11 protein-coding genes are annotated in these 13,027 nt (G+C 54.1%); 9 read left to right on the plus strand and 2 right to left on the minus strand.

Annotation, left to right across the window (positions count from 1 at the left end):
* Together HMPREF2807_RS12425 and HMPREF2807_RS12430 are read left to right on the plus strand one after the other, a co-directional pair.
* The coding region (locus tag HMPREF2807_RS12425) for a hypothetical protein (RefSeq protein ID WP_158010543.1) at positions 1-506 on the plus strand (506 nt) is incomplete at its 5' end.
* Positions 503-802: a hypothetical protein gene (locus tag HMPREF2807_RS12430; protein WP_232751682.1), complete on the plus strand. Its 300-nt coding sequence runs from the start codon at positions 503-505 to the stop codon at positions 800-802. The genes HMPREF2807_RS12425 and HMPREF2807_RS12430, both read left to right, overlap by 4 nt.
* Before the next feature lie 323 nt (positions 803-1,125).
* Here the strand turns inward: HMPREF2807_RS12430 and HMPREF2807_RS12435 are convergent, their stop codons facing one another.
* Positions 1,126-1,791: a hypothetical protein gene (locus HMPREF2807_RS12435; protein ID WP_070513352.1), complete on the minus strand. Its 666-nt coding sequence runs from the start codon at positions 1,789-1,791 to the stop codon at positions 1,126-1,128.
* Positions 1,792-2,418: 627 nt separating this feature from the next.
* Here HMPREF2807_RS12435 and HMPREF2807_RS13615 point away from each other — a divergent pair.
* Entirely contained in the window at positions 2,419-3,015 is a 597-nt protein-coding gene (locus HMPREF2807_RS13615; RefSeq protein ID WP_049147792.1) for a ParA family protein, read from the plus strand.
* Between the two features lie 10 nt (positions 3,016-3,025).
* Positions 3,026-3,262, plus strand: coding sequence for a hypothetical protein (locus HMPREF2807_RS12440; RefSeq protein WP_046095264.1), 237 nt, complete (start codon positions 3,026-3,028; stop codon positions 3,260-3,262).
* A gap of 83 nt (positions 3,263-3,345) precedes the next feature.
* Here the strand turns inward: HMPREF2807_RS12440 and mobF are convergent, their stop codons facing one another.
* Positions 3,346-7,818 (minus strand): MobF family relaxase, encoded by a 4,473-nt coding sequence (gene mobF / locus HMPREF2807_RS12445; RefSeq protein ID WP_070513354.1) that lies wholly within the window; start codon positions 7,816-7,818, stop codon positions 3,346-3,348.
* A 228-nt stretch (positions 7,819-8,046) separates the two neighbouring features.
* On the opposite strand from mobF, the gene HMPREF2807_RS12450 reads away from it, so the two are divergent.
* The 5 genes from HMPREF2807_RS12450 (at position 8,047) to HMPREF2807_RS12470 (ending at position 12,985) form a co-directional block, all read left to right on the plus strand.
* Positions 8,047-8,421, plus strand: coding sequence for a 3-deoxy-D-manno-octulosonate 8-phosphate phosphatase (locus tag HMPREF2807_RS12450; protein ID WP_232751683.1), 375 nt, complete (start codon positions 8,047-8,049; stop codon positions 8,419-8,421).
* 156 nt (positions 8,422-8,577) lie between these two features.
* Entirely contained in the window at positions 8,578-8,934 is a 357-nt protein-coding gene (locus HMPREF2807_RS13930) for a hypothetical protein (RefSeq protein ID WP_158010544.1), read from the plus strand.
* A gap of 3 nt (positions 8,935-8,937) precedes the next feature.
* A complete protein-coding gene (locus HMPREF2807_RS12460; RefSeq protein WP_232751684.1) occupies positions 8,938-9,237 on the plus strand; it encodes a ribbon-helix-helix protein, CopG family in 300 nt (99 codons plus the stop codon).
* Between the two features lie 375 nt (positions 9,238-9,612).
* A complete protein-coding gene (locus HMPREF2807_RS12465) occupies positions 9,613-10,572 on the plus strand; it encodes a replication protein RepA (RefSeq protein ID WP_070513366.1) in 960 nt (319 codons plus the stop codon).
* Positions 10,573-11,623: 1,051 nt separating this feature from the next.
* Positions 11,624-12,985, plus strand: coding sequence for an MATE family efflux transporter (locus tag HMPREF2807_RS12470; RefSeq protein WP_231732355.1), 1,362 nt, complete (start codon positions 11,624-11,626; stop codon positions 12,983-12,985).
* The last annotated feature ends 42 nt before the right edge of the window (positions 12,986-13,027 follow it).

Consider the following 13,027-nt stretch of genomic DNA (forward strand, 5'->3'; position numbering starts at 1 on the left):
AATCAACGCACTCTAAAACCGGAAGGGCCGGAAAAGGAATAGATAAGACCCGCTGTCTCTCTCCAAAAAACTTGTATAAGACTGGAAATCTTGGATTAATCCTAGTTCAAGCCCTGTTGTTCTTTGCCGTAAACTTCCTAGCTATCTTTTCCGATTTGTGGGTACGGCTCCCCGGTTGCAAGGCAATGGTGTTTTTCGGAGTTTATTTACTCCTATTTCTCGGTTGTTCGAGCCTGTATTTCGTTCCCGTCCACGACAAGGGCATGAAACCCCCGTGGCTGATTATTAGTCTAGTTGTCATGGCAGCTACACCGGCTATCCCAGCTGGGGTCGAACAGCTCGCCACGTCTGGAGTGGTGAATTCCCTATGGTGGAAGCTTGTAAAACTGCTTATCGGCACCGTCTGTCAGATTGTCGCAGGATATATTGCATGGAAGGCGACAGAACTGATACCAACGCCTGCCGTTAAGCAGAACGGTAAGGAGAATGGTGAAGGAGCGGCGTGACGGACATTGTGCATGAAGCCCAGGACACGCACCTGTACGCCTTGTTTATTGGAGCTCACGGGGATACTGGGGACTACGAGTACGCACTCGACGCCGCCAACAGTGCCGCCCAGCACTTACAGGTACTACAAGCGGAGTTGCCTGCCACTTCCCCACCGGCCCGCGACGCCGGCATACTCGCTAAGTTCGTGCGCGCAGCACAACGGAATCTGTCTCAACAACGGCCCGCAGATAATCCAGATGAGCTTCTAGGACTGGCCACCAGTCTCAAAGAACGGTTGGAAGGCTCGCAATAAAGGAAACTCCCCTAGTGCTTCTCGTCGTTGGAAGCACTGAGGGAAGAAGTCACCTGCACTATGTGGCGGAATGTTTGGCCTCCCTGCCGGGTGTGTGCTTCCGACAAGCAGATAGCGGGTGCGCAAACCGCTGTAGATCTGCGCACCCGCTAAGCCGAAAAGCGGACAATCGCTCTGGACGTTGCGGTAGCTATCGGGGCCTTTGATCTCAAACCACTGGTCGCCGATTGGTGCAGTATTGTCCATCTGGCGGGTAAAGAAATCTGCGACCTGACCGGCTAAGAGTGCAACTAAATCGCGCGGGTTTCAACCGGAGGGAGAAGCTAATCCCATTCGATTTTGGGAATTTCTGGGTACTTGAATCCAGTGGGTATTTTCAGCTCCATGCGGAATTGTCCGTTTAGCGGCCCCGTAATAATCCTTCCAACCCACTTGCCTTTTGGCTTAAACCCATTTTTCTTCGCATTTTCGAGCGCGAATTCGACACTGTTATATAGGTCAAAGGCGGGATCTGCACTAATACCGTGAATGGATTCCCAACCTCTCGAATCTGCTCCCACTCCCGGATAGTATCCCATTCCATTTCTCCAGCCGTCGTTATCACAATGCCAATGGAGATATTTTTCAATGGTGTCCCAGTTCTCTGGCATTTCTTTAAGCAATTTGATGGAAAATCTCGGTTGCTCTCTGTGGGTGCAGTCTTTGAATTTGGATAAAGGCACGTCAAGAACCCACCATTGGTCTTCACCTTCAACCCCGTGAAGAGTTCTTCCTGTTGCTTTTGCAACAACTGCGATGAAATCTCTCCAGTGAGCCACCCACCATTCGTCCCCTTGATCGGGGAATGTGGAAGTGTGCTCCTGGCCTTCGATTCGTGCACAGAACCTCAGTTTGGGGAACTCGGTGACAATTTCGATCGGATGCTCTGCTTCTAGGGTGACCTTGAATGGGCCGGGGTCGGGGGTTCCATCGATTGTTGACCTCTTCATAGTTTTAGCTCTTTCTTCTAGGAGATTGGCGAGTGGATGCAGTTCTAAATAGGTAGTATTCCGGACTTCTTCGCTGGCGGCGCTTTCTTTTCTTTACCTGTCGGGATCTTAGAATATCTGGGGAAACTACCTCGCCTGAGATATCGGCACACCTGTCTGGCTTGTGCGCGCAGCACAACGGAATCTGTTTCAACAACAGTCCGCAGATAATTCAGACGAACTTCTAGACTTAGCCACCAGCCTCAAAGAACGGATGGAAAGCTCGCAATAAAGGAAACTCCCCTAGTGCTTCTCGTCGTTGGAAGCACTAGGGGAGAAGCCACCTGCGGGGGTGCGGGAGTCGTGGCTTTTTGTTTTCCTTCCGTCCGACTGTGCGCCGGGGGAAGCGCGCTGCGGACACCCAAAACCATACCGCCTTACAGCGCGCTCGCAACCGGAATATCCCTCAGCAAGTGGATAGCTTTAAATTTCGAGATGCGCATATATGCATATGTATATATCAGTACATGCGCATAAAGTGATTTTTAGTTCAGCTCTCTACTTAATGGTTTCCCTCCGCATAGCATGATATACACACATGCGCATGTCGCTACCTGGATAGATCTTCTCTAAATCTATTCTTGCTTTATGACTCGAGTAATTTCCGTGATTCAGTCGAAGGGCGGGACAGGGAAGACCACACTTTCGGTAATGCTCGCAGAGGCAATTCGGAAGATGGGTTATACGGTTGCAGTCGCAGACGGCGACCCCCAGCAATCTGCCACCCGATGGGCGAGCAGAGTAAAGGATTTTCCATTTCCCATCGAATCTGTCCGCAGTTCAAATGATTTCCCTGGAGTAGTCAGGAGAGGGAACAATCCGGACTTTCTTATAGTCGACACCCCTCCAGGTGGTTTAGCTTTCATAACCGAAAGCGCCGAGGCTGCCGATTTAGTCCTTCTTCCAACTGGTGTTTCCCCGATGGATATTGATCGAACGCAGGTCACACTTTCTTGGCTAATAGAAATGGGGATACCAACAGCAGTTGTTCTGTCGAATGTCGACAGAAGGGAAAAACTTCTAGATGAAGTCCATGCCGAACTGGAGGGTGATGAAACTGCAGCGCTTGCTGAAACAGTCATCCCAACGAGGGCGGCTACACGTCGCGCTTTCGGAACAAAGCCCAGTAGTACGAAGGTTTGGGATTCTTTGGCTCGAGAAGTAGTCGCAGCATTTGAGGATTAAGGGGTAGGCAATGGCAATTCCAAAGGCTAAAAATAAAGCGCGGGAAGAATCGTCTGGAAATAAGTCGGAGGTCTCGCCTTCAACAAAGATGTTCGCCCAAGCTAACGATAAAGCGACACGCCTTCAGTTGTACGTCCGCGATCGGCAATTGATTAAAGAGCTCAAACTCGCCGCAGTGGAAGAAGAGAAGAGTATCTCCCAACTTTTTGAAGAGTGGGCAACACGATGGCTCGAGGAAAGAAGCTAACTATCTGGTGTATATACCTACATACACATATGCGGATATAGGTATATACGCATATGCGCTCTAGTGCTTTTACCTCGCTGTTTCTAGAGCTCTGGGCCTTGTTCTTCTTCAAGGTCGTCAGCAGGTGCTTGTTCGTCAGTGGTATCGCTGTCGCTGGTAACGCTTTGTTGCTCGCCGCCCAGGCCGAGGCTGGCGAGGAAGTCGAGGCTTGCTTGTGCGCCCTGGTGCAGATCGCCGGCGTCTTCGTCCTGGGTGTTGTCGGTGTTGTCGGCTTCTGGGGTGGTCTCGGGCGCTGGTTGCGCTTCTTCTACGGTGTTCTGGACGGTGGTGTCTTGTTCGTCGTGGTGGGTGTCGTCATTGTCTGGTTCGTAGGCGGCAGCGATGGTTTCTGCGACCATGTCGCGGATTGTCTCTTGTGATGGCTCGTCTACGCCCAGGCGGCGTAGTTCGTAAGTGCGTTGTGCGGCCAGGAGGTTGACTTCATCGGCGATGTAGCCTGCATGGTCAGCGACATCGTTAGGGATTTCCTCTGCGCGCAAGCGCGTGGCGATGTCGGCGCGGTCAGCCCAGTCCATCTTCTCGCGGCGGATAGTATCGAGGCGCTGTTGAAGCCTATAGGTGTGTTCGCTGTCGTGGTGTTCGGCTTCGCGCAGGCGCTTGTCCCATTCTTCTGCGTCGTCGGCGTGGTAGCAGATTTCCTCCCACAGGCCTGCCTCCGGCAGGTTAGCGCCGGTGTCTTCAATGGCCTGTTGGGCAAGCTTGCGGCGCTGTTGGGCCATATCAAGGCGCGTGTGTGCCTGGTTTATGCGCTGTTGGTACGTGCCATAGCCCACGGCGTCGTGGTCGTAGGCCCGCTCGGCAACTGGGCGGGTGTAGTCGTCTGCTAGTAGACGTTGGTGCTCAATGTCTGCCAGGGCTGCGTCTTCTTCACCAAGGGCGGCACTATGGTCTGCCATAGCCTGCTCATAGGCACGAATACGCCCAGCATCAAGACGCACCTTTTGGTAGTCGGCTATTACCTCATTGACGGCAGCGTTCGTGTCTTCGTGTAGGAGAGTAGTAATACTTGCCTCCTGCCAGGTCAGCGACTCGACCTTCGCGCGCGCAAAGCGTGCGTGCTCTGCCAGTACAGCCTGGTTAAGCCGCTTGAGGTTGTGTTCTTTACCAGTAAGTCGGGTGGTCTCGGCACGGTCGTAGGGGTTGTGGGTGCGCAGCCACGTATCGAGTTCCACGTCCGCATGCCTGGAGATAGGTGGTAGTTGGTTGCGTTTGCCCGTATCGAGTTGGCGGAGTTGTTCGTCTAGGCGGTAGCGGATAAGGCGTGCTGGATCATGGGCGTTGTCAATATCGCGGGTCGCCGCGTCCATGACGGTGCGCGGGTCAATGCCTGCATCAATAAGCTGTGCCCAGCCATAGCGAATAGGTGCTACACCATCGTCACTGGCCTCAATCTTTCTAGCAAGATCACCGGGCAAGGTGTCGATCCAGTCCGGGAGGTAGGCGTCGATGAAGTCATTGGTGGCTTCGTCTTTGCCCATAAGCCACAGACCCATCATGCGATCGGGTGAGGTTTGCTCGTCTACGACCTCGGCTATAACCTCGCGTGCGGCCTTCGGGGTGGTATCACGCGAGATTGCCTTATTAAAGACGTCCCTAGCACTTGGGGCGTGGTCTATGCCTTGGTAGTGGTAGTGGCCTTCTTCGGCCAGCTCATCTAGCTGATGCTCGGTGACTGCATAGATGTGGTTGGCGATTTTGCCGCGTGTCAGCGCCACATACAGCCCTGCCCTATCGACGTGGTGGTCAATAACCGCGCGGGTGCAGTCCACGGTGCTGCCCTGGGCGCGGTAGACGGTGGCGGCATAGCCTAGCTGCACGTTGTCGTGGACGTAGTCTGCTGGCAGGCACAGTTCCTCGCCGGTGGCTGTGTTGCGGGCGGTGATACTGCCGTTCTCGGCAATTCCGGTGACGGTCAGCAGCGTGCCGTTATTGATACGGGTGCTCGTTGCGGTGTCGTCGTAGAAAGTCTGGTTTTTGCGCGCCAGAATCGTATCGCCTAGACCTGCTTTTTCGCCTCTAGAAAGCTGGGCTTCCACGGTGGTGTCGACCTCACCGTTAGCGATGTAGTGGGCGCGGATTGTCTCGTTGAGTTCTGCCACATCACGGTTGGTGGCAGCAATAAGAAGACTGGTTTTACCGCTGGAAATATCAGCCAGATAGTCCGCTGCGGCCTTATCCAGCATGTCGCCGCGTGCGCCACCATTGACCCAACCACGCTCAGCGTAGAAGTCGAACGTAGACGAATCGCCCTCACGCAAGCGCAAGCTGGTAGCAGATTGCTCACTATCTCCACCGAAGCGCACGACTTCGGAGAGTTGATTATCAGTGCGGCCAGAAGCGTTGACCATTGCGCCGAAAAGTCCGCCGTTTTCGACCGCGCCGAGCTGTTTATGATCACCAATAAAGCGCACGACTGCGCCTGCTTCTTCGGCAATCTCTAGCAGTGATCCGATGTTAGGGGTCGAGGCCATGCCGGCCTCATCGACGATGATCATGTCGCCAGCATTGATGGATACTGGAAGGTCTTTGAGGCTATGGCCGGGCTTTGTTGGGTGGTTTCCGCGCCAGGTGTAGGTGAGTTTGTCGATGGTAAAAGCGTCAAAGCCTAAGTCTTTAGACAACACGTCTGCTGCTTGTGCAGACGGGGCCAGACCAATCACGTTGCGGCCTCCATTGGCCCACACGTTGGCAACCAGACGCATAGATGCAGTCTTGCCAGTGCCTGCCGGGCCTACGCCGGTAGCGGCCAGTGTGCCGCAGGTAAGGAGGTAGCGCGCCATGGATTCCTGCCCTGAGTTAAGGCGGAACCCAGCCTCGGCTTCGTGTTCATCCAGTGCCTTATCAATCGCTGCCGATGGTGCGAATGCGGCCACCGGCTCGTTGAGCGCGGCAAGTGCTTTGTCTTCGGTATCGAGAATGTCCTGGGTGGTATAAAGCTCACTATCAGCGCGGGTATCCCGGGCTTTACCTGCCGTATTTTTCAGAGCTTCGGGAAGTTCCAGGACGTCGAAATCATTCAAGGAAATGGCCTTATCGCGCACAATAGCCTCCACTACCGTGGCATGGATAAGGTCACGCTCGGCGAGTGATGCGAAGCGATAGCCTTGGAGCTTTCCACCCGCAGCAGTCGCTACATGCGAGGTACGAAAGTAGGAACGACGCCTGACAACCGTGTCTAAAACCTCGTCAATAAGACCCGACAAGTGGGCCTCAGCGTCAAACAGTGGGCGCTCATCGCGGTTAGACTCTGCGGCCAGCTGGGCGATAGAAGCTAGTTCTTCTTCCCCGTTGTCGCGGGCGGATACTTCGTTTTTCCAGCCTGCGCGAAGCTCTGTAAGGCTTTCTGGTTCACGCTTCGCGTCACGGGTTTTCAAGATAGCTTGCTGCCACAAACGACCCACCTCAACCGAGTTCGGAGTCGCACCACGCGCGGCAACAAACTCTTCAACAAGGCGCTTGTAGACCGGATGGGCTCCGCGTCGACGCTTAGAAAAAGACTCCATAAGCGACTCGGAAATACCGTCGATCTCCCACGTGGGTTCCTTGTTGACCCCGTGGTCACAGGCGGTGAATGTGTAGCCCATCTCGTTAGAAAGCAGGGTGTTCAAGATGGAGTCATAGCGGTGCGAAATCGACTGATGATACTTCATCAACGTGTACCCATCGATGGACAACCAGCGCCCGTCTTCGGTCTGAACCTTGTTGGATACCAGCACGTGCGAGTGCAGATCAGGATCTCCTGCGCGCGTATCGTAGTGCTTAAATTCGGACGCGATGAAGCCTTTCGTCTTGACTTGCTCGCGCCCCTGCTTGCCGACTCGGGTAAACAATGCGTTGTCTTCTGCCCACGCTATAGCCTCGCTCACGGCCTGGTGATGAAGCGCCTCAATACGCCGCGCGGTCTTCTCATCGGACAACGCCCACGCCACCGACACGGACTTTGCAGGCGAAAAAGTCAAGTCAAAGCCAGAGACAGATTGGCGCACATTGTCCTTTAGACCGTTGACCCAGTTGACAACTTCCCGACCCGATTGCGGCTCGACTCCGTGTTCTTCAATGAAGAAATCCCGGCCAATATCTTGGACTAATTCAGCACGTTCTTGCTTGCTCATCAACGTGCCAGTTGTCTGCCTATGGCGACGCTCCGCGTCACGAAGCGCGACCAAAACCGGCACATCATTCGTGAAATTCGCAAACGGACGACCCAACTGGACGTCCTTAATTTTCTGCCCCTCGGACATCTTCATATCCGCATCCGGGTGCAAACCCTCGCCGTACAACGCGGCCATTTGAGACTCGGTAACTTCCCCACCCAGACTTACCGTCTCGGTGTTCAAACCTGCCAACCCAGAACCTAACCACCGCCCTGGCGGGGTTCCCTTCGCGTCGTAATACTTCGACAAACTCGGCGCGTCTGTCGGCCCATCATTGGTAGCCACAGAGCGCAACAGGTACTCATAACCTGTTCCGCTATTGACTACGCGCAGGGTCATCATGAGCCCCAGTCTAGCAGCCAAAACCCGATTAACACTAAGAGTGCATATAGTGTGTTGTAAAAAGGGCGCTCGCGCCCACGGCTGCAGGTCTACAGCGCTGTCGAGAGACTGCAGGGATAGTCCACTGCTTGCTTCCGATTACGCCGAACTTCCCGCGTGGTGTTTGTGTCAGGAGCGGGGCGGTGTGTGCGCTGGCATTGTGGGTTTATGGTTACCGCAAGTAGAAGTTTGAAGAAGCGTCAGGAACTGCGTCAGCGTCTCGAAGAAGAACAGCGTAAGCTGCGCGACCGGAAGAAGAGCATCAACTCGTTGCTCAGCCTTATTGAGCAACGAGACAAGTTGAACGAAAAGATTGGTCAAGCCTCGCAGTCCATTATCGACCTAGGCGAAGCAAAGGAGTTTGTGCGCGAGCTCGTCGGTGTAAGCCAGCGCGATTTCAACGACATGCTCAAGACTGCTAAGGAGTCCTCCCCTAGTGCGGAGGACTCCTCTGGAGACGATGAGTCGCACGCTGGCAATGATGAGGGCCGGGACAACGACGAAGCCGCCAGCGCCACTGAAGACGCTGGCGGCGATGGTGCCGATGAGAATAGTGACCAGTAGTCAGTAGAGAGAAAGTCAGTCTTCGACGTTAGCGGCTGCAGCTACTGTTGCTCGTTCGGGTCGTAATACTCGCCAGGGTTGGCGGGCGCGTCTTCGTACGTGTTGGAGTAGGGCGAGTCGTTAGTCTCGTCCGTAGCGCGCTCGTAGTGGTCAGCCATGGAGCAAACCATCACGCCGAGGAAGATGAGGAAGAACCAGATGATTACCCAGGCGATTACTCCGCCTAACGCTCTGATGATTCCTGCCACCAGTCCTGCGCGTCGTATCTGGGCAATGAGCATCCAGACTGGCAAGGCGAAGGGTGCTAACTGCCACCAGTCGGAAAAGTCGTTGATGGAATTGATAAATGGCAGTGCGTCCACGGAGGCGTCCTCCCTCTCTGTGGCGCGCGCCGCTCATGATGCTGTTAAAGAGTTTGAGAAGACTCCTCCGGTCTTGCGTATGGTAAACATTGTTTACGCAGTGTCGATTAAACAATTCTATCGACAGTCCCAAGAGTGGCAGCAATGGTAAACAATGTTTACCATTGCTGCCAAGGAGAGGATACTTCATATGAAACAAGGACCCCACCCTTCCGGACGTGTGGTGTCTGTACGGATGCCAGATGAGATCATTGAACGACTCGACGCTCTCTGCGATAGGACAGGACGTAGTCGAGGTTTCTACTTAAAAATGGCTATTACAGCCATGCTTCCCAAACTAGAAGAATTCCATTGGAATCAAGTGGCTGCAGACTTCGAAGAGAAGACAATCAACAACTTGTTTAACCAAATAATGCTCAACGGGCTAAAAGACGAGCACGAAGAACAAGAGTGACTCCACTAATGCCTTAGGTTCCGAGCAAGCTTCATCAAAGCAAACAGCCGATAAGGCTTCTTGGCAAAAGCCGCCACCATTACTAAATCCTCAGTAAGTCACACTGATGTGATTTAATAGGCGGAGAAAATAAAAAGCCGCGCCCCACACTTATGGGGTGCGCAGCGCGAGCGGCACACACCCTCGGTTCAAGTCCAGGGCGCGCACATTCCTCAAAACATGAGGAAACCCCCGCATCATAGAGTTGGCGCTCTAGCGGGGGTCCAAAACCAAATCGACACCACCGTGTCAGGTAAGACTTTACCACTTCCACACGGACAGTGCGCAAAGCACAACACGGTCGGTGCCGATAATCCGAAGGGAGACCACGGCACCATGCAGCCCCCACACAACCCCAATGAGCGCCGCGCCAAGCTCGAAGCAGTCAAAGAACTAGCCCGCAGGCAAGAACACGACGCCGCACAAGAACTACTCCAATCCCAAGACGTCGGCTACACCTCCAAACTCTTCGTCCAAGCACTCTTCCCCTACCGCAAAACCGAGGGAAACAACCGCACCGTCGAAACCCCACAGGGAACAATCACCATCCTCTCCCAACGAGGAGTCCCCTACGGCAAGTACCCCAGGCTCATCATGGCCTATATCATCACCCGCGCCGTAGCTAATGCCGGACGCCTCAAAGAAGGAAAAATCACCCACGAAGAAGCCTGCCGCATTCCACTAGGACACTCCATGAGCCACTTCCTCCAAGCAATCGGCATCACCGGACGCGGCACCGGAGGAGCAACCGGAAACCTGAAAAATATCCGCGAGCAGCTCCTACGCATCGCAGGTTCTTTCATCACTGTCCAAAGCGACGACGGCGTTCACGCACGCGGACGCAACACCCAAATCCTCGAAGACTGGAACCTCTGGTTCGACCCCCGCGACCCCAACCAGGGGAGCTTCATGGAATCAGAACTCGTCCTAACCCCCCAGTTCTTCAAGCACATTGCCGAAGCCCCCATCCCCATCGACCTCAATGTACTGCGCGAGCTCAACAAACCACGTTCGATGGACATTTACATCTGGCTTACCGTAAAGCAATACTGGCTGGCTAAAAACAACCGCGAAGCCTACACCTTCACTTGGGACATAATCGCCGCCAACTTCGCCACCTCAGAGATAACCTCTACGACTCAGATGCGAGACTTCAGACGACGCACAAAGGAAGCAATCGAAGAAGTTTCAAAGGTATGGCCGAACTCGGGAATTGAAGCCAACACAGACGGCGTAACGGTCACGAGGACTGCTCCATCAGTTCACCAGAAGCCACCGCGCCCCGAACTCGACTAAACCGAACACGGAAGACTAGCGCCCTACGGGGCGCTTTCTTTTTGCCCAAAACAGCGTGCACAGATTTACCCTCACGCAAAATACGGCTGCGCTGATTTACCCATACGGAAACCCACATGAGACTACTGCGCATAAGTTGACACACGCCTGCGCATAAGTTGACACATGGCAGGTTCTCCCAGCTCAACCTGCGCATAAGTTGACACACAGAAAAAGAGCCTGCGCATAGGTTGACACACGCCTGCGCATAAGTTGACACACGCCTGCGCATAAGTTGACACATAAAGGCACTTATACACAGGGTTTCACCTGCGAGTTTCTCTATTTTCCCAGGTCGCTTATAACTATATCCCTGTAGATCTATATCCCCAGCCGATCAACCAACAAAACCGTTCACTACGAGCTACTGTTTATGCTCCCGCCTCGCCTTACGGCTCGTTGGGCTGCCGCCCAAATCAAAGATTTGGTTGCCACTAAAACACCCCACAACAACCACAGTCCTATAACCCTCCACGTAGCCTTGTGTCTTCTAGACTTTCTTCAAAGAAAAGAACCATGGACAGGGGAGGCAAGGCAGTGGTCTACAAGCGCTACATCGACGACCCGAACTCTCCTATCCATCTTCACACTCCTTCCACCTGAAGTGTTTGAAGTGGAAATCTTCAATTATGGTAGCCTTACCTAAACTAGGTATAATCTTTATACTTTCCGAAGGGAGTCTCTGCCGCTGCAAACACCAGCCCTGAACGGGATTCGGTCTCAACCAACGGTGGTACCGCTGGGGCATCGGCCAGCACCAGCTGAATCCGCAGGGGCGAACCACTAATTTCCATGGTGCAGACGGCAGCGTCCGATTGCAACTTTGGTGCAGATGTATCGCAGCGCCATTCGCTTCAACGGCCTGGAGGCCGCAAATGAATCGGATGTGCTGCGTATCTACCGCTAGAAACCGCAGCACATTGGAGACCAGCCGCCAAAATGGGCGAGGTTTAGAAGATGAGAAGCGAGGGCCGAGACGAATGTTAGTCCGAAGTTGAAGGTGGCTGCGAGGTTGAAATCCATCCGGAAATATCGCGAAGTTCTGGGAATTTCCCTTCCCATCGCTGGAGTACAACTCGCCGGAGTTGCATTGACCACCACGGACGTATTGATGCTGCAGTCCGTGGGCGTACTGGCGATAGCCGGCGGCGGCCTAGCGATGCAGCTTTACAACCAGATCCGCACGATGTGCGTGGGCATGGTGACGGCCGGGGCAAATCTTGTGGCTGAAGCAGCAGCAAAAATGGAAAAAGAGAAAACCTCTTGTCAAAATTGCGAGGCGGGAGCAGAACAGATCCGGCGGGCTGTGCGCTCCTCCTTCGCGGTGGCCACTGGCACTGCAATTCTCGGCGCGTTACTGGTCATCGCCCTAGGCGGATTGGTCCTTGTTCTGCCCATCGACAAGCACGTTGCCCAACTCACCTTCGCCATGACCCTTGCGCTCGCACCCGGGTTAGTCCCGATGATGTGGCTCAACGTCCTGCGCCAATTCGCCGTGGGCATGCGAAAACCCGGCTCCCTGTTAACCATCACGCTGATATCGATATTTATAAATATCGCATTGAACTGGTTATTTATGACATGGGCAGCCTCGGATCACTGGAAGGTAGCGGGCATCGGGCTTTCTACAACTGTCATCCAACTGCTTACCTTCCTGGCCTTCCGGATTGTGGTACTGCGCATTCCCGAGCTACAGCCCTATTTCCACATCCTTCCGTGTAAAGGAGATGGGGAGACTATCTGCCGCCTCGTCCGCCTCGGGGTACCAGTCAGTCTGACCTATGGCTCGGAGGCTGCAATAACAACCATCGCCGGTTTAGTGATGGGGACCTTTAGCCCACAGATGCTAGCGGCGCACAATATTGTGAACCAACTGGCGTACATCGTTTACCAAGTGTGCATCGGCTTTTCTCACGGCGGCTCGGTGCTGATCACAAGGGCTCGGGCCGAGAGTGCCGACTCAGTGCGCGAGATTACCCGACGCATATTGTTCGTCGTGGTCACGTATCTGGGAATAATGGGCGCGCTGTGGCTTCTGTTGGGCAGGTGGGTACTGCATCCTTTCTTAAAAGAGGCAGATCCCACCACCTTTCACATTGCCGTCCTGCTCCTATGTCTCGCGGTACTGCAACAGTTCGCCAAAGGAATCCAAAACGTGGCAGTGGGCCTACTGAGAGGCCTGAAAGACACCACCTCAGGGCTACGCTGCACCCTCGTCGGGTACTGGCTGGTTGGCGTCCCCGGGATTCTGATATTTGGAAAGCTCCTCGGATGGGAAGGATATGGCGTCTGGTTAGGACTCATCATGGGTTTCGCAACCACGGCGGTACTGCTGCTACGCACATATTCCCGCCGACTGAATGAACTGACTTAACGGGAATGTTGGGGGGTGTTCCTATATAGTTTGTCAACCTCG

Origin of the sequence: Corynebacterium sp. HMSC074A09 (genome assembly GCF_001811545.1) — a bacterium.
GTDB classification, from domain to species: Bacteria; Actinomycetota; Actinomycetes; order Mycobacteriales; family Mycobacteriaceae; genus Corynebacterium; species Corynebacterium hiratae.

Coding starts and splice junctions, on each gene's coding strand:
- HMPREF2807_RS12440 (WP_046095264.1), top strand. CDS start 3,026: ATGGCAATTCCAAAGGCTAAAAATAAAGCGCGGGAAGAATCGTCTGGA.
- HMPREF2807_RS12435 (WP_070513352.1), bottom strand. CDS start 1,791: ATGAAGAGGTCAACAATCGATGGAACCCCCGACCCCGGCCCATTCAAG.
- HMPREF2807_RS12465 (WP_070513366.1), top strand. CDS start 9,613: ATGCAGCCCCCACACAACCCCAATGAGCGCCGCGCCAAGCTCGAAGCA.
- HMPREF2807_RS13930 (WP_158010544.1), top strand. CDS start 8,578: ATGGAGCAAACCATCACGCCGAGGAAGATGAGGAAGAACCAGATGATT.
- HMPREF2807_RS13615 (WP_049147792.1), top strand. CDS start 2,419: ATGACTCGAGTAATTTCCGTGATTCAGTCGAAGGGCGGGACAGGGAAG.
- mobF (WP_070513354.1), bottom strand. CDS start 7,818: ATGATGACCCTGCGCGTAGTCAATAGCGGAACAGGTTATGAGTACCTG.
- HMPREF2807_RS12460 (WP_232751684.1), top strand. CDS start 8,938: ATGTTTACCATTGCTGCCAAGGAGAGGATACTTCATATGAAACAAGGA.